Raw genomic sequence first — 16,370 nt, 5'->3', positions numbered from 1 at the left:
GTCGCCCCAGAGGGGTGGTGGGCCCTCCCGGCCCCGAAGGCCCAGTGAAGATCGGCAGCCGGGAGAGATGTACACCTGCGGTGACCAGTTCGGGCTCGAGACCTTCATGGTGCCACAGCGGGCCCGGTTTCAGGGCCTTCCGTGGCGGAGGGGGAACAATTGGAAGCGCAGCGGACACGGTCATGGGGAGTTCTCCCCATGGCAGCAAGTCGTCGGGGTGTCTATGCTCGTGGAGGTTAAAATCGGCTGCCGTGAAGTAGTAAAGGAGTGAGGACCCGAATGTCTGTAGTTGGCTACACCATCTACCCCGGTGCCGTTCGCGGCGTGCTGAACAACGTCGAAAGCGATGCGGAGGATTTCCCCGCTGCCCGGAAAAACATTCTCGATGACATGACCGAAGCGATCGGCCAAGTCAGGACGTCGGCCATGGCCGACTCGCTGTCCACACTCTGGAACGAACTGATTGCCCTCCAAGCTGAAGCTGTCGAAACGCGCACCGCCGGAGCAATCGGCTCTATGCGCAGTGTTGTCAACGCCTATGTTCAAGGCGACGAATCGATGATGGATGCCGCGGAAAAGGAGCTGCTGAAAGCTCCCGACCTGAATGTTGATGATCTTATTGCGGTGGACCAGAACGATGATTGACACGAGGGCGCTCGAAAACTGGCCTGACCCCTCTGCCCTTGAAGGTACTGGGAAGAGTCTGCGTGCTTCCGGGAAGAAGTTCAGCTCGAAGGTCGACGATGCCTCGGGCACCTGGGGCGGGGTGCTCAACCACTACAGCAGTCAGAACCATTCGGATGAAGCCAACGTCACCAACGCCTTCCGGGTCATCAAGACCCAGGGAAGCCTCGTGGAAGGTGCTTGCGATGCCGGAGCGACGACGCTTGAGAACTATGACGGTGAAGTCCGCACCTTGATCGTTGGCCGGCGCGCCACGGCCCTGGAGCGGATCGATCGGCACCATGAACTGATCGCCGACGGCGAGGACCTTTCCCCGAATTCGATCTATGACGAATCCAATCTCCAAGCGTACGTAGATGGCACGGGGAGGAGACTATCGGAAATCGGGGACAAGTACTCCAAGGAACTCGATGGGATTAGCTTCGAGACACTGGACAACGATGGTTGGATCGCCAGTGACGATCGCACCGCGTTGACCTCATCTGGGATGGCTCTGGCCAAATGGTTCGATGCGGACACGGTCAACTTCAAGTACACCCGCGTCACGGTGACCCGATGGACCGCGTGGGATGTCACCAAGATGACACCGAGCGCCGATTTCATAGTGGACTCGAAGGGGGTGGCGTCCACCCCTCCAAGCACCTATAAGGTCACCGCGCGCAGTGGGATTTCCATGAGCAAGCTTGAAATCAATGGGACCCTGAAGAAGTACGTCAACCGGACCACGACCGGGCCGGCTCCCTGGGACGTCAAGGGCCGGTTGGATCACATGACGGACGGGCTGAAGAATGGCTCCCGCTACACCAAATTCGTGCGCGGGGCAGGACCCGTGCTTGCCATTGCCAGCACCGGCATCACCTACCACGACCAGTGGACACAATCCATGGCGGACACAGCACAAGAACATCCCGACTGGACCCAGGACCAAATCAAATCCCGCGCCCGCGAGGAAACGGTGGTGAAAGGCACCACGAAGGCCGCCGTCGATTTCGGGGCTGGAGCCGCAGGGGCGGGTATCGGCATGATGATTGGTGGGCCTGTCGGAGCTGGGGTCGGTTTCGTCGCCGGCATCGGGATTTCGTGGGCAATCGATCATTGGGGTGGTCGGGACGCGCTGGCTGACGAGATGATGGATGTCTACGACGGCGCGAAGGAAACCGCGGCGAAGGTGAAGGATGCCGGAAAGAAGGTCTGGCATTCAATCTTTGGATAGTATTTCAGCGGTGGCGGAGCCCAGCGCTCGCTCACCTCATCATCCAAAATTTGGAGTCTACACATGTCACTCGGCGCAACGCTCGTTAGCTTGGGCTTTGGAATAGTTTCCCTTGCCTTGGGGATCGCTGCCTATTCAGGCCGCGATAAGTCATGGATGATCACCAAGTCCGTGTTGCCTGGACAATCGGGGCCGGCTCTTCTTTACATCGGGATTAGTTTCACCCTATTACCCTTCACTGTCCCGCTGATGGATGTCATGCCGCCGATCTTGGCGCTTCTACTGGGCGGCACCGTGCTCGTTTGCTTGTTTATTGGGTTCATTGGGTTCTTCTGGTTACCGCGGTTCATGCATCCGCGGTGGATGCGCGAGCAGTATCGGGCAGAGAAGGAACGAAAGCGCGAGGTACGTGCGTCCTTGCGGAGAATGCAGGGGAACTGATCCTGGGGTTCCATCAGCCGGAATCAGGGGCTGCTGGAATTGAACTTGACCTGATGAAACAGGGTTTTCAGCGCGTCCGGTTTCCACCCGCCCGGACGGTCACGGCATTTCGACGAGGAACAAAGAATCAACATGCTCATTTCAGCTGCAAGGACTTTCATGATCAACAATGAACGGACCAATGTCTTCGACGAGTGGGTTGAGTGGCCTATTGGGGTGCTGACGATCAGCGTTCCCGGGGATTGGGGAATGATCTCCGATGGTGGGGAAACGGTGGTCATTGGTCATCAGGACGCCCCCGAGGGGGTATTCAGCCCGAACACAGTCATTCGCCAGACACCGACCAACGCGACTTTGACTGCGCTGGCCAGTGAGGCCATTGCCACGACGATCGCCGCTTTTGACGGCGCGCACTTCATCGCCAATGACATCGCCGAAATTGATGGGCACGCTGCTCGGGCCCAGATTTTCACCTACGACGCCGGCGGGTACTCCATCGTGGTCCACCGACGGCTGGCCCTGGTCGGGAACCTCGGGGTGGAAATCACGACGAGTTTCACCGTGGGGCAATCGGAAGTCCTGGGCCCGGTCGCCGACGCGATCGCCGCGAATGTGGCCATCGACCGGTCGGTGGCCCTGGCCGTCGCCGCCGCGGATTCCGACGGCACTGAAGCCCTACCTGAACCATGCAGGGACGAGTTCATGGCCACCGTTGGCCACGACGTCGAACGGGTCAGCCGCATCGGTACGGCACAGCCGTTCACAAGTCAGGGCCCCGTTGTCTCCGAGGAAGGCGTTCAGTTCCTTCTGGATCATCGAAGCGCCAAGAAGCTCGGAAAGTTCCAGTTGCTGAGGATCGGCAAACTACGCGCCGAGCTCGTCGATGCCGGTTTCATGGACCCTCGCGGCCAGTTGACTGACCGGTTTCGTTTCCACGCGCTCGCGTTGGAGCAGTCGCCGCATTTGATCCAGATCGAAGCCCACTACGGGGCCATTGATACCTCGTTGACCGTCTGGATGGGGTGGGATCAGGCCCTCATCGCTGCGGGGCCCTCCTACTCGCAGATCGTGCTCGGGAGTGAGGAGGACGCCATCGATCTGGAAAAGGTCCGGCTCGATGTCGTGGATCCGGCCCAGCTACCCGGGGTGATCGCTTCATGGACGGGGCTGGCTCCTGCCTGGACGGTGCAAATGAGTCCGGACCGGATTGATATGGAGACCTTCGGGCAGCGGATGGAGGGTTCTGCGCCGGTGCCTGATGCCAGTGATGAGCTCCTGGCCCGCCTCTGGGCAGAACCGTGGTTTGCCTGGCGGTTGACCGCCGAAGCCACGCACCTGGCCAGGGCTTGGCTCAATGCCGGTGCGGCCGGGTATTATGCGATGGGAGTTGAGAGCGACGGTATGGTGCTCTCGGCCGTGCCCTCCGTTGTTGTTTGGCAGGCCCTCCTGCAGGATGTCGGTGAACTCGCAAGGGCCCGGTAAACCGGCGGTGCCCGACGACAGCCCCCTCCGGCCCAGGCGGGTATTCGATCAGGGAGCCGGCGTTCAGCCCGGACACGGCGTCGACCAGGCGTGAGGAATCCGGGGCCGCGTTCCGCTGGGCGGGCAGAGAACGACGAGGAAGTGGACGATGACAGCAGAAGAATGGGCGCCTTGGGTGGCAGCAGCCATCGGGCTGGTCAACCTGATCGCCGGAATCCAGGCCTATCGTGGCCGATACCAGGCGTGGCTGCTGCTCAAAGGCGGTCCGTTCCCGGGCTGGCCGGGACTGGCATCCTTATATCTTGGGGTGGCATTCACCCTGCTGAGCGTCTCGCCGCTGGTGCTGGACCATGGACCACCGCTACTCATATTGGCCATCTTTTTCACGCTGTTCCCCTCCTTGGGGATCGGCATCATCGGGATGTTCTGGCTGCCCTCTTTCATGCTTCCCGCCTGGATCAAGGAAACCCGCAGGAAAATGCGGGCAGGGGAGGACCGGTACTCACGGGCCATCCGTCCTGGTGGTGCCCTGTATCGCCGCCTCGGCGTCGATCCCCGATACCAGCCCGGGGGAACTGAGGGGCCGCCCGTGGAGAATCCCGATGGCGAACGCCGGACCGTGATCCGCCGCGAAGACTAGACCGGCACCGTCCCACCCGATGGAGGGCCTGCCGCGGCCGTACAATTTGGCACTCGCCTTGACCGAGTGCCAGCGACCTCATAGAGTCTGTATTGGCACTCGAAGTCATCGGGTGCTAAAGCCTGAGGTACTTGCCAGCTGGCACCGCGACGACGGTTGGTACACCCCAACGGCCCCGTAACCATTGGTAACTCACGCAAAGGAGAGATCCGCATGTCGGTCTCCATTAAGCCTCTCGAGGATCGCATCGTTGTTCAGCCGCTCGAGGCAGAACAGACCACGGCTTCCGGCCTGGTCATCCCTGACACCGCCAAGGAAAAGCCCCAGGAGGGCAAGGTCGTGGCAGTAGGCCCGGGTCGCGTTGACGACAACGGCAACCGCGTTCCCGTCGATGTCGCCGAGGGCGACGTCGTCATCTACTCGAAGTACGGCGGCACCGAGGTCAAGGTCGGCGGCGCCGAGTACCTCGTCCTCTCCGCCCGCGACGTTCTGGCCATCGTCGTCAAGTAGTTCCCGAGCGTGAAGCCCTGGCCCCAGCGGCCGGGGCTTCACGCGGTGAGCAAGGAGTAGCAACATGGCAAAGCAGCTTTCATTCAACGACGACGCCCGCAAGGCGCTCGAGGCCGGCATCAATAAGCTGGCCGATACCGTCAAGGTCACGATCGGCCCGCGCGGCCGCAACGTGGTCCTGGACAAGAAGTGGGGCGCACCCACGATCACCAACGACGGTGTGACCATCGCCCGCGAGATCGAGCTTGACGATTCCTACGAGAATCTCGGAGCCCAGCTCGCCAAGGAGGTCGCCACCAAGACCAACGATGTCGCCGGTGACGGAACCACCACCGCCACGGTGCTCGCTCAGGCACTGGTCAAGGAAGGGTTGCGCAACGTCGCGGCCGGCGCTGCGCCGGGCGAGATCAAGCGCGGCATCAAGGCCTCGGTCCAGGCCGTGACGGCCCGTCTGGCAGAGAACGCCCGCCCCGTCGAAGGCGAGGACGTGGCCAACGTGGCCGCGATCTCCGCTCAGGACGACGAGATCGGCGAACTGCTGGCCAAGGCGTTCGGCACGGTCGGAGCCGAGGGTGTCATTACGATTGAGGAATCGAACACGACCTCGACCGAGATGAGCATCACCGAGGGCATGCAGTTCGACAAGGGCTACCTGTCCCCGCACTTCGTGACCGACCCGGAGCGTCAGGAGGCCGTCCTCGAAGACGCCATGATCCTGATTCACTCCGGCAAGATCTCCGCCGTGCAGGACTTCCTGCCACTGCTGGAGAAGGTCCTGCAGGCCAATAAGCCGCTGTTCATCATTGCCGAGGACGTCGAGGGCGAAGCCCTGTCCACGCTGGTGGTCAACAAGCTGCGTGGCACGCTGAGCGTCGTGGCCATCAAGGCCCCGGGCTTCGGCGATCGCCGCAAGGCCATGATGCAGGACATTGCGATCCTCACCGGTGCCCAGGTCGTGTCCCAGGACCTCGGACTGAAGCTGGACCAGGTCGGTACCGAGGTTCTCGGTTCCGCCCGCCGCATCACGGTCACCAAGGACAACACCACGATTGTCGACGGCAACGGCGACACCGCGGATGTCGATGATCGCGTGGCCCAGCTCAAGGCCGAAATCGGCCGCACCGATTCCGAATGGGACAAGGAAAAGCTCCAGGAGCGTCTGGCCAAGCTCTCCGGCGGTATCGGCGTGATCCGCGTCGGCGCAGCCACCGAGGTTGAGCTCAAGGAACGCAAGCACCGCATCGAAGACGCCGTCTCCGCCACGCGTGCAGCGATCCAGGAAGGCATTGTCGCCGGTGGCGGTACCGCCCTGGTCGACGCGCTCTCCGTGCTGGACACCGACCCGAACGTGACCGCCCTCGAAGGCGACGCCGCTGCTGCGGTGGGCATCGTCCGCCGTGCACTGGTCCAGCCGCTGCGCTGGATCGCCCAGAACGCAGGCTTCGACGGCTACGTCGTGGCGAACCACGTCTCCGAGTCGGCGGTGAACTCGGGCTTCAACGCCAAGTCCGGTGAGTACGAGGACCTGCTGGCAGCCGGTGTCATCGACCCGGTGAAGGTGACGCGTTCAGCACTTCAGAACGCCGCTTCGATCGCCGCCCTGGTGCTCACGACCGAGACCCTGGTCGCCGATAAGCAGGAAGACGACGACAGCGACGGCCATCAGCACTAGGTCGTCACGCGACGCAGGACCCTCTCCCCGCATCAACTGCGGTGGGAGGGTCTCCTGCGTTAACGGGGGTGGGCTGTGCCGCCTGAGCAGTGGTGGCCCTCGGTTGGACCCACCCGTCCTGTAACAGTTCGGTAACGGTGGGCTGCTAGAGTGGTGGACGCCGGGCAGGGGCGGACCCCGGCGGATGTTAGGTACCAGCCACAGGAAGGCGGCGAAACCATGTCTGATCCACGCCGCTACCGACCCGGAACCGCGACTCCGGCCCCGAGCAAACCGCATTACCGCCCCGAAGTTCAGGGCCTTCGCGCTTTCGCCGTACTCATGGTGGTCACCTACCACGTCTGGTTGGGACGCGTCTCCGGAGGCGTCGATGTCTTCCTGCTGATCTCGGCGTTCCTGCTGACCTCATCGTTCGCCTATAAAGTGTCCGCGGGGAAGCCGATCGGGCTGCTGAGGTACTGGTTGCACCGGTTCAAATCACTGTTGCCGGCAGCCGTCGTCGTCCTCTTGGCCGTTCTTCTAGCTACCGCGGCGCTGCTGCCCAGGACCCGGTGGGGCGAGGTCTTCGAACAGACCTGGTCGACTCTTTTCTATACGCAGAACTGGACGCTGGCGCGGGAATCGGTGGACTATTACGCCGAAAACCATGGAGCCGCCAGCCCCTTGCAGCACTTCTGGTCGCTGTCGATCCAAGGGCAGGTCTTCATCCTGTGGCCGCTGGTCATCGGAGCGGCCGCACTCGTCTGGAAACTGCTCCGCAGGGCTCGTCCACACGTAGGATTCGGCTCCGTCCTAGCGGTGGCCTTCGGCCTCGTCTTCATCGGTTCCTTGACGTACTCGATCCACATCACGAGCACCAGCCAGTCCTGGGCCTATTTCGACACCGGGGCCCGGCTGTGGGAGTTTGCTCTCGGGTCCTTGCTGGCCGTGCTCCTTCCCCATATCGGCCAATTGCCGATGGCGGTGCGTGTGGCCCTGGGGTGGGCTGGCCTGCTGGCGATGCTTTCCTGCGGCATCCTGCTGCAGGTCCAGCAGCAGTTTCCCGGATACATCGCCCTCTGGCCGACCTTGTCGGCTGCGGCGATCATCACCGCCGGACGGACGGGACATCCGTTCGGCGTCGACCGGTTGTTGGCGGCCCGCCCGCTGACCCGGCTGGGGGACCTTTCATACGCGCTGTATCTCTGGCACTGGCCCATCCTGGTGATCTATCTGTCGGTGAATCGACTCGATGAACCCGACTTTCTGGGTGGTCTTGGCGTCATCGGACTGTCCTTGGGGCTGGCTTGGGTGACGACCAAGGGCGTTGAGACCCCATTCCACGGCTGGCGGTGGCCCACGCTACGGCGCCGACGGCTCGGACTCGTCGTCGGTCTGCTGGTGGGCATGGTCGCGATGCCCCTGAGCGGCTGGCAGGCTCGGGTTGCCGCCGACGAAACGGCAGCCCAGTCCCAACCGAAGCTGGACAACCCCGGTGCCGCATCCTTGACGCCGGGTTACGAGCCCACCGGAGACCCCGAAGCCATGGTGCGTCCACTAGCGACCCAACTCTCGGGGGAGTGGGCGAACTACGGCGGTGAATGTGGCCAGGGCTATGAACTCACGGACCCGGTCATGGAATTTTGCCAAATGGGCGGGGATCCGCAGACCGCCGATCAGACCATCATCGTCCTGGGGGATTCGCACGCCCAGCATTGGACCAGCGCACTGGACCAGGCGGCCCAGAAGAACAACTGGGCGTGGGTGCTGATCAACCGCAACGCCTGCCGGTTCGGCGCCGAGGACCGCAGCCGTGATGCCGAATGCAACGAATTCAACGAGGCGGCCACCGACTACGTGCTGGACCACGAGGCAGACGCCGTACTGACGCTCGGTACTCTCACGCAGGCCTACGGGTCCACCGATGAGCGCACCCCTGCCGATGAGGAGACCGTCGTCCCTGGCTACGAAGAAGGAATCCGGCCCTTCCTCGAACAAGGCAAACAGGTCATTGCGATGCGCGATACCCCCCGCTTCGGGCTCGGTGTGCCCGAATGCGTGGACCTCAACGGGCCGGACTCCGAACAATGCCAGGTCCCCCGAGATGAGCTCATCGCCGCCGACTCCCCGCTGGATGACCTCCACGCCGAAGCCATGAGGGGAGAACTCCCGGGCGACCTGGGCTTTTTGGATATGACCAGCGAACTCTGCCCGGACGGAATCTGCCGCCCCGTCATCGGCAACGTGTTGGTCTATCTCGACAAATCCCATCTGACCAAGACCTACGCGCGCAGCACCTCCGAGGTGTTCGAACGCCGACTGAAATCGGCACTGGACTGGTAAAGGCACCCCGCCCCAGGGTTGCGTTGCACACACCACCGGAGCTAAGGCGTGTCAGTCGGGCGCCGAAGGTCCTAGGATGTAAGCAATCCTCTGACGGCTTCGAAAGGTTCCCCGTGTCCGAGTTCAATCCCTTTGCCCTTGAAGGCCTCACCTACGACGACGTACTGCTGCTGCCCGGGCCCACGGACGTCATCCCTTCGGAAGCGGATACCTCCACGCGGCTGACCAAGCGGATCAACATCAACATCCCGTTGCTCTCCGCGGCCATGGATACGGTCACCGAGGCGCCGATGGCGATCTCGCTGGCCCGCCAAGGCGGCATCGGCATCATCCACCGCAACCTCTCCATCGACGACCAGGCCCGCCAGGTCGACCAGGTCAAGCGCAGTGAATCAGGGATGATCACCGACCCGGTGACCATCAGCCCGGATGCTACCTTGCAGGAGCTGGATGACCTCTGTGGCCACTACCGGGTCTCCGGACTGCCGGTCGTGGATGCGGAAAAGAAGCTGCTGGGCATCATCACCAACCGGGACACCCGCTTCATCCCCCTCGAACAGTTCCTGACCACCAAGGTCTACGAGGCGATGACCGCGATGCCGCTGATCACCGCGAGGGTCGGTGTTCCCCGCGATGAAGTCATCGCACTGTTGAGCAAGCACCGCATCGAGAAGCTCCCGCTGGTCGACGACGCCGGCGTCCTGCAGGGCCTGATCACCGTCAAGGACTTCGATAAGGCCGAGCAGTACCCGCTGGCCACCAAGGACGAGGAGGGGCGTCTGCGCGTTGGTGCAGCCGTCGGCTTCTTCGGTGAAGGTTACGACCGCGCCATGACCCTGGTCGAGGCAGGGGTTGACGTCCTGGTCGTGGATACGGCCAACGGCCACAGCCAGGGTGTGCTGGATATGATCGCCCGGCTGAAGAAGGACCCGGCGGCAGCCCATGTGGATGTCATCGGCGGTCAGGCGGCCACCCGTGAGGGGGCCCAGGCGATCATCGATGCCGGCGCGGACGCGATCAAGGTCGGGGTCGGTCCGGGCTCGATCTGCACCACGCGTATTGTCGCCGGCGTGGGTGTCCCGCAGATCACCGCCATCTACGAATCCGCCAAGGCGGCCATCCCCGCAGGCGTGCCACTGATCGCCGATGGCGGTCTGCAGCATTCGGGCGATATCGGCAAGGCCCTGGTCGCCGGCGCCGATTCGGTGATGCTCGGCTCCCTGTTGGCCGGCACGGCCGAATCCCCGGGTGAACTGGTCTTCATGAATGGCAAACAGTTCAAGGCCTACCGCGGCATGGGCTCCTTGGGCGCCATGCAAACCCGGGGGAAGAACACGTCCTTCTCGAAGGACCGCTACTTCCAGGCCGACGTCCCCTCGGACGAGAAGCTGATCCCCGAAGGCATCGAAGGCCAGGTTCCCTATCGCGGCCCGGTCGCAGCCGTCGCACACCAGTTGGTCGGCGGGCTTCACCAGACCATGTTCTACGTCGGCGGACGCACGATTCCGGCGTTGAAGGAGCGTGGGAAATTCGTGCGCATCACCGCTGCGGGGCTGAAGGAATCCCACCCCCACGACATCACGATGACCGTCGAAGCCCCGAACTACCGAACGCGCTAACCACGTGGCCCAGCCGAAGCAGCTCAAGAAGCTCACCCGTGAACGCATGGAGCGTACGGGGGAGTCCTACACCACAGCACGCAAGGCCCTCCTCGACGGCCGTCCCGAACGTCCCTCGGCGCGCCCCGCTCCAGCGGGTACCCCGATACGCGCGGGCGATCCGGCTGCCCGGTCGGGTCAACCGGCGGCGGATCCTCATGAGCTACCGGAGTACCCGGCACCGGCTGGGGTGACCCAGTACGACGCAGGTCTCTGGCACCGGGTGCTCACCCAGGCCGGGGTGGCCCACCCGCTGACCGGCCAGCCGCTCAGCGAGGCACTGCTGGCCGGCCTGGCCGGGGGCATCGGTTTCATGGTGTTCGTCTTCGACGATGCATCGACCACGACCGCCACGGTGGTCACCCGGGCCCACCCCGAGCCCTATACGGCGAATCTGTTAACCCGCAGCGGGGCAAAGGTTCGCGAGCAGAAGACCGGCAGCGCCCGGCTGGCTGCCCAATACTTGGACGCCGGACTGGACGCCGGCCGTGCCGTCGTCGTCCGGATCAGCAGGGCTTCCCTGCCGTGGATGGAGATCGGCATCGCCGATGAGGACGAACCAGTGGATGTGGCGGTACTCGGCGAACATGACGAGGAGGAGCTGATCATCGATGACGGCTCCGGGGAACTGCAGCTGATTGCCCCCGAAACCTTGGCCGCTGCCCGCAGTCGACTCAAGGCCCTGAAGAACTGGCAGGCATGGGTGCCTTCTTCCGGTGGGCCCGATGTTGAAACGCTGAAAAGAAACATCCTTCAAGCCATCGAAGAGACCACCGGGCGTCTGCTGGGGACCAGCGATCTGAACGACCTGCCGGCACACTTCGCCCCACAGGTGGGGATTACCGGCCTGCGCACTTGGGCCGGGCAACTGCGTGACACCACTTCGGCTCAGGGGTGGACCGGGCTCCTCTCCGAACCGGGCCGGCTGGCCCACGCCTTGGACACGGTCGTCGAGTTCCTCACCGATGGACGCTACGGAGGCCCGGGAGGACTGCGGGGACTCTACGCAGACTTCCTCGACGAGGCCTCGGAGCTGCCGGGCCTTGAACGGCTGGCCGAGTGCAGCCCCGACTACCGGGCTGTGGCCGGACAGTGGGATGAGCTGACCGACATGATTGATCCCGATATCGACCCGGATGAACGAAGCGGGCATTTCGCAGCCATCGCCGACCGGGTGGAGCCGTTGGCCGTGGCCGAGGAAAACGCGGCAACCCGACTCGTCGAGGTGCTCGCCACGATCAGCGAGTAGGCGGCGTCCGTGGCGGAGCGGCGACGGCGGGAAGAGCGCCGGAAAAACCGTTGTCACTTCGGGGATCATTTTTGTCGGCCCATGCGTTGTACCCGGTAGGATCAGTGAAACGAACTTATTGAGGAGAACACCATGGCCCGTGGGGGCAACCCGATGTTCCAGTCCAAGGCGTTCCGCGAGCAAATGCGGCCCGAGGGGAACACGACCACCAGTGACCAGCGCACGGCCGAGCCGATGAGCTCGCAGTCCCTGCAGGATCTCTACAACTCACCGTCAGCCTCACCGGCCCAGACCGGACGGCTGACCTATAACGACGTCGTCTCCAAGACCGTGCTGATGTGGGGCCTCCTGGTCATCACGGCAGTGATCGGCTGGCAGGTCCCGGCGCTGATGCTTCCAGGGATGCTCGTCGGCTTCGTGCTGGCGCTGGTCAACATCTTCAAGCGCGAGCCCTCCCCGGTGTTGATCATGCTCTATGCCGCTGCCGAAGGCGTGTTCCTCGGTGCCATCTCGGCGGTGTTGAACGGCATGTATGAGGGCATTGCCGTCCAGGCGGTACTGGCCACCTTCTCCGTCTTCGCCGTGACCCTGCTGCTTTACCGCTCCGGCAAATACCGGGCGACCCCGAAGATGACCAAGATGTTCACCATCGCCATGGGCGCCTACCTGCTGTTCAGCCTGGTGAACCTGGGCCTGATGCTGTTCGGCGTCACCGATTCCATGTTCGGACTCCGTTCGGGATGGATGGGCCTCGCGATCGGTGCGCTGGCCGTCCTGCTGGCCACCTACTCGCTGGTGCTGGACTTCACCCAGATCCAGCGCGGCGTCGAACAGGGCGCCCCGGCGAAGTTCGCCTGGACCGCAGCCTTCGGCCTGACCGTGACCATGGTGTGGCTGTACGTGGAGATTCTGCGCATCATCGCCATCATGCGAGAACTCTAGGCACGAATCCATCACGGACGACGGCGGTGCCCCTCAGGGTGCCGCCGTCGTCATGTATGCGGCACCCGGTTCCCCGCGGCGATATCGTAGGAGAACATCCAGCCAGGAAGGGAACAGCGATGAGTGGAACCACGGCCGCGCCCACGGGTCGGCAGTTCACGATCCGCGGCGGCGGAGCCGAAGCCGTCGTCACCGAATTGGCTGCGGCCCTGCGCATCTACCGCCGGAACGGCATCGACCTGGCCCAGCCCTTCGGTGAACACGAATTGCCGCCCTCCGGCTCGGGAATCCTGCTGGCCCCCTGGGGGAACCGGATCCGTGACGGGCGGTGGGAACTGGACAGGCAGACCCAGCAACTGGACCTGACCGAGGTGGCCAACGGCAACGCCATCCACGGCCTGCTGCGCAATACCGGATACCGCCTCGAGGCCTCCAGCGAATCGTTGATCTGCCTCTCGGCCGAGATCTTCCCGCAGCACGGTTTCCCCTTCCGGATGACCCATACCGTGACCTACGCCCTCGACGCAGAAGGCGGGCTCTCGGTCACCCAGGATTTGCTGAACCACAGTGAACGCAAGGCCCCCGCAGCACTCGGGGCCCACCCCTATCTACGGTTGGGGGAGGTGCCCACCGAAGAACTGCTGGTGACCGTGCAGGCCGACACCGTCCTGGAAACCGACGAACGACTCATCCCCACCGGGACCTCGCCCGTGGACGGGGATACTGATCTGCGCGCCGGACGCCGCGTGGGAGACCTGCGCATCGATATCGGCTTGACCGGACTGACCCTGCACGACGACGGGGTACACCACCACCGTCTCACCGCGCCCGACGGGCGGGCCGTCGGGCTGTGGGCCGATGCCGGCTTCGGGTACGCCCAAGTCTTCGTCACCGAGGGGTACGCCGGCCAGCCGTTGGCGGTGGCCATCGAGCCGATGACGGCGCCGGCGAATGCCTTCAATTCAGGTGACGGACTGACCTGGTTGGCCCCACATGAGCACCTGATCGGGCGTTGGGGCATCGAATCATGGCTCTAACCCCCGAGCCGGGACACCGCAACGTCACCGGGGATCTTCCGTATGGTGTGCGAATGGCCGCAGCCTGGAGCTGGCGAGTAGCCATCATCGTGGCCACGACGGGCCTGATGCTCTGGCTCCTCAGCCACGTTTCCCTGCTGGTCATCCCCCTGATGATCGCTGCACTTCTGGCCGGGTTGCTGATGCCGGTGGTGCGGTTGCTGCGGCGGTGGAAGCTCCCCAACGGGTTGGCCACCGGGGTCACCATGTTGCTGTTTTTGGCCGTCATCACCATTTTGCTCTCGCTGGTGGGGCGGACCATGGCCCGGGGCATGATGAGCCTATGGCAGCAGGCACTGGCCGGCGTTTCCCAGGTCCAGCACTGGCTATCGGACGGGCCACTCCAGCTGAGCAACCAAGACCTGGATCGCTACCTCGACGGGGCCCTGAGCCAGCTGCAATCCAATAGTGACACGATCCTCAGCGGTGCCGTGTCCTGGGGCAGTGCGCTCGGGCACGGTGCCGCCGGCCTGCTGCTGGCCCTCTTCTCGTTGGTCTTCTTCCTCCTCGAAGGCGAACGCATCTGGACGTTCGTGGTGGGGCTGATGCCCCGTCGGGCCCGCGCCGCGACCGATGGCGCCGGACGCCGGGGCTGGATCAGCCTGGTCAACTACACCAGGGTGCAGCTCTTTGTCGCCTTCATCGACGCCGTCGGTATCGGTGTTGGTGCCGCCATCCTCGGGGTACCGCTGGCCTTTCCGTTGGGTGGACTGGTCTTCCTGGGCTCGTTCATCCCCATCATCGGTGCGCTGGCCACCGGCGCCCTGGCCGTCCTCTTGGCCCTGGTGGCCAACGGCTGGATCAACGCGCTCGTCATGCTCGCCGTCGTCCTGCTGGTCCAGCAGGCAGAATCTCATATCTTGCAGCCGCTGGTCATGGGCAGGGCGGTGAGCCTCCACCCCTTGGCCGTCGTCTTGGCCGTGACCGGCGGCACGCTCATTGCCGGTATCACCGGCGCCCTGTTCGCCGTGCCGGTGATGGCCGTGCTGAACACCATGATCCGCTATATTTCGGCGCGCGGCTGGGAAACCCCCGGGGCGTGGGCCGTGGATGGCGATCCGCCCCCGGGTCCCAGCGCGCCATTCACTGCGCCGGCAGACCTCGACGGCGAAACCGATGCCGTCCCGTCGCCCGGCCCCCGCACCGGAGAACCCCCCCGGTGACCGACTCCCTTGATGAAAGCGTCCCCATGCAGCAGCCACCCGATACCACCACCCACCAGACCCTGCCCGTCTCCCTGGCCGATATCGAAGCAGCCGCCGAGCTCCTGGAGGGCGTCATCGCGCACACCCCGGTGGAACACTCCCGTGCCTTGGGAACCTTGACCGGCAGCGATGTCTACCTCAAATGCGAGAACCTCCAGCGTGCTGGTTCCTTCAAGGTCCGTGGCGCCTATGTGCGCATGGCCCGGCTGAGCGAGGAAGAGAAGGCCCGCGGTGTCGTCGCCGCTTCGGCCGGCAACCACGCCCAGGGTGTCGCCGTGGCCGCCGCACGACTGGGTATCACCGCCAGGATCTATATGCCGTTGGGTGTGGCCCTGCCCAAACTCACCGCGACCAAGGATCACGGTGCCGAAGTGATCCTGCACGGGCATAACGTCGATGAGGCGCTTGCGGAGGCCCAACGCTATGCCGACGCCACCGGAGCGGTGTTTGTGCACCCCTTCGACAACGCCGACATCATTGCCGGTCAGGGAACCATCGGGTTGGAGCTGCTGGAACAACTGCCCGACGTCGACACCGTGCTCATGGGAGTCGGTGGGGGAGGCCTGCTGGCCGGCGTGGCGACGGCGGTGAAAGCCAAGGCCCGCGAACAGGGCCGGGAGATCCGGGTCATCGGCGTCCAAGCCGAGAATGCTGCCTCCTATCCGCCCTCGCTGGCCGCCGACGCGCTCGTGCCCTTGGAGAAGGTTTCCACGATCGCCGACGGCATCGCCGTGGGCCGTCCGGGCCAACTGCCGTTCACGATCATCCGTGAGCTGGTGGACGACGTCGTGACGGTCAGCGAAGATGCGCTGGCCCGGGCCCTGGTGTTCTTGCTGGAGCGCTCCAAACTCGTGGTGGAACCGGCGGGCGCCGTCGGGGTCGCGGCCCTGTTGGAGGGCAAACTGGCCGAACTGGGCATCGATTCTCAGCGCACCGCCGTCGTCCTCTCGGGAGGCAATATCGACCCGTTGCTGCTGCTGAAGGTGATCCAGCGTGGCCTCGCGGTCGCTGGACGCTACCTGACGGTGCGGATGATGCTCGATGACCGGGCCGGAGAGCTGGCCACGATTTCCCGGGTGATCGCCGAATCCGATGCCAACGTCACCGGAGTGGACCACACCAGGATCGGTGGTTCGCTGTCGATGGGGGATGTGGCCATCACCATTGATATGGAGACCAAGGGCCACCTGCATTCCGAACAGGTGCTGGACAACTTGCGCGCGGAAGGCTTCCAGCCGCTCATCATCACCACCTGAGCAGGTTTTCTGGTTAAAAA

Annotated in this window: 14 protein-coding genes; all 14 read left to right on the top strand. The window is 64.0% G+C overall.

Annotated features, from left to right (window positions below; all coding sequences use genetic code 11):
- Positions 1–279: 279 nt before the first annotated feature.
- The gene (locus ACT3S2_RS14135; protein WP_444553225.1) at positions 280–645 is read left to right on the top strand and encodes a DUF6507 family protein; all 366 of its coding nucleotides are present in this window, start codon (positions 280–282) and stop codon (positions 643–645) included.
- Entirely contained in the window at positions 605–1,897 is a 1,293-nt protein-coding gene (locus tag ACT3S2_RS14130) for a hypothetical protein (RefSeq protein ID WP_444561812.1), read from the top strand. The genes ACT3S2_RS14135 and ACT3S2_RS14130 overlap by 41 nt, the downstream gene beginning before the upstream one ends.
- Positions 1,898–1,960: 63 nt before the next feature.
- Complete coding sequence (locus ACT3S2_RS14125) at positions 1,961–2,338, top strand: hypothetical protein (RefSeq protein WP_444553223.1); 378 nt, start codon at positions 1,961–1,963, stop codon at positions 2,336–2,338.
- 159 nt (positions 2,339–2,497) lie between these two features.
- Positions 2,498–3,820, top strand: a complete 1,323-nt coding sequence (locus ACT3S2_RS14120) for a hypothetical protein (protein WP_444553222.1) — start codon at positions 2,498–2,500, stop codon at positions 3,818–3,820.
- 148 nt (positions 3,821–3,968) lie between these two features.
- Complete coding sequence (locus ACT3S2_RS14115) at positions 3,969–4,460, top strand: hypothetical protein (RefSeq protein ID WP_444561811.1); 492 nt, start codon at positions 3,969–3,971, stop codon at positions 4,458–4,460.
- Positions 4,461–4,673: 213 nt separating this feature from the next.
- Complete coding sequence (groES, locus tag ACT3S2_RS14110) at positions 4,674–4,970, top strand: co-chaperone GroES (RefSeq protein WP_087000407.1); 297 nt, start codon at positions 4,674–4,676, stop codon at positions 4,968–4,970.
- 64 nt (positions 4,971–5,034) lie between these two features.
- Complete coding sequence (groL, locus tag ACT3S2_RS14105; protein ID WP_444561810.1) at positions 5,035–6,642, top strand: chaperonin GroEL; 1,608 nt, start codon at positions 5,035–5,037, stop codon at positions 6,640–6,642.
- A gap of 219 nt (positions 6,643–6,861) precedes the next feature.
- Positions 6,862–8,964, top strand: coding sequence for an acyltransferase family protein (locus tag ACT3S2_RS14100; protein WP_441391762.1), 2,103 nt, complete (start codon positions 6,862–6,864; stop codon positions 8,962–8,964).
- 113 nt (positions 8,965–9,077) lie between these two features.
- Positions 9,078–10,583: an IMP dehydrogenase gene (gene guaB, locus ACT3S2_RS14095; protein ID WP_096223347.1), complete on the top strand. Its 1,506-nt coding sequence runs from the start codon at positions 9,078–9,080 to the stop codon at positions 10,581–10,583.
- Positions 10,584–10,587: 4 nt separating this feature from the next.
- Positions 10,588–11,871, top strand: coding sequence for a BtrH N-terminal domain-containing protein (locus tag ACT3S2_RS14090; protein ID WP_096223346.1), 1,284 nt, complete (start codon positions 10,588–10,590; stop codon positions 11,869–11,871).
- 132 nt (positions 11,872–12,003) lie between these two features.
- On the top strand, positions 12,004–12,813 hold the full coding sequence (locus tag ACT3S2_RS14085; protein WP_096223345.1) for a Bax inhibitor-1/YccA family protein: 810 nt from the start codon (positions 12,004–12,006) through the stop codon (positions 12,811–12,813).
- Positions 12,814–12,932: 119 nt separating this feature from the next.
- On the top strand, positions 12,933–13,850 hold the full coding sequence (locus ACT3S2_RS14080; RefSeq protein WP_096223344.1) for an aldose 1-epimerase family protein: 918 nt from the start codon (positions 12,933–12,935) through the stop codon (positions 13,848–13,850).
- Between the two features lie 53 nt (positions 13,851–13,903).
- Positions 13,904–15,052 carry an AI-2E family transporter gene (locus tag ACT3S2_RS14075; RefSeq protein WP_444553219.1) on the top strand — a complete coding sequence of 383 codons (1,149 nt, stop codon included), beginning with the start codon at positions 13,904–13,906 and terminating at the stop codon, positions 15,050–15,052.
- A gap of 26 nt (positions 15,053–15,078) precedes the next feature.
- Positions 15,079–16,350: a threonine ammonia-lyase gene (gene ilvA / locus ACT3S2_RS14070; RefSeq protein WP_096223406.1), complete on the top strand. Its 1,272-nt coding sequence runs from the start codon at positions 15,079–15,081 to the stop codon at positions 16,348–16,350.
- Positions 16,351–16,370: the final 20 nt, after the last annotated feature.

Source organism: Arthrobacter sp. AOP36-A1-22 (assembly GCF_052377615.1).
In the GTDB taxonomy this organism is placed as follows: Bacteria; Actinomycetota; Actinomycetes; order Actinomycetales; family Micrococcaceae; genus Arthrobacter_H.
This window is presented reverse-complemented; position numbering and strand designations above follow the sequence as displayed.

What these genes read in the sequence shown, in the direction of transcription:
- ACT3S2_RS14135 (WP_444553225.1), top strand. Translation starts at nt 280, where the DNA reads ATGTCTGTAGTTGGCTACACCATCTACCCCGGTGCCGTTCGCGGCGTG.
- ACT3S2_RS14130 (WP_444561812.1), top strand. Translation starts at nt 605, where the DNA reads ATGTTGATGATCTTATTGCGGTGGACCAGAACGATGATTGACACGAGG.
- ACT3S2_RS14125 (WP_444553223.1), top strand. Translation starts at nt 1,961, where the DNA reads ATGTCACTCGGCGCAACGCTCGTTAGCTTGGGCTTTGGAATAGTTTCC.
- ACT3S2_RS14120 (WP_444553222.1), top strand. Translation starts at nt 2,498, where the DNA reads ATGATCAACAATGAACGGACCAATGTCTTCGACGAGTGGGTTGAGTGG.
- ACT3S2_RS14115 (WP_444561811.1), top strand. Translation starts at nt 3,969, where the DNA reads ATGACAGCAGAAGAATGGGCGCCTTGGGTGGCAGCAGCCATCGGGCTG.
- groES (WP_087000407.1), top strand. Translation starts at nt 4,674, where the DNA reads ATGTCGGTCTCCATTAAGCCTCTCGAGGATCGCATCGTTGTTCAGCCG.
- groL (WP_444561810.1), top strand. Translation starts at nt 5,035, where the DNA reads ATGGCAAAGCAGCTTTCATTCAACGACGACGCCCGCAAGGCGCTCGAG.
- ACT3S2_RS14100 (WP_441391762.1), top strand. Translation starts at nt 6,862, where the DNA reads ATGTCTGATCCACGCCGCTACCGACCCGGAACCGCGACTCCGGCCCCG.
- ACT3S2_RS14085 (WP_096223345.1), top strand. Translation starts at nt 12,004, where the DNA reads ATGGCCCGTGGGGGCAACCCGATGTTCCAGTCCAAGGCGTTCCGCGAG.
- ACT3S2_RS14080 (WP_096223344.1), top strand. Translation starts at nt 12,933, where the DNA reads ATGAGTGGAACCACGGCCGCGCCCACGGGTCGGCAGTTCACGATCCGC.
- ACT3S2_RS14075 (WP_444553219.1), top strand. Translation starts at nt 13,904, where the DNA reads ATGGCCGCAGCCTGGAGCTGGCGAGTAGCCATCATCGTGGCCACGACG.
- ilvA (WP_096223406.1), top strand. Translation starts at nt 15,079, where the DNA reads ATGCAGCAGCCACCCGATACCACCACCCACCAGACCCTGCCCGTCTCC.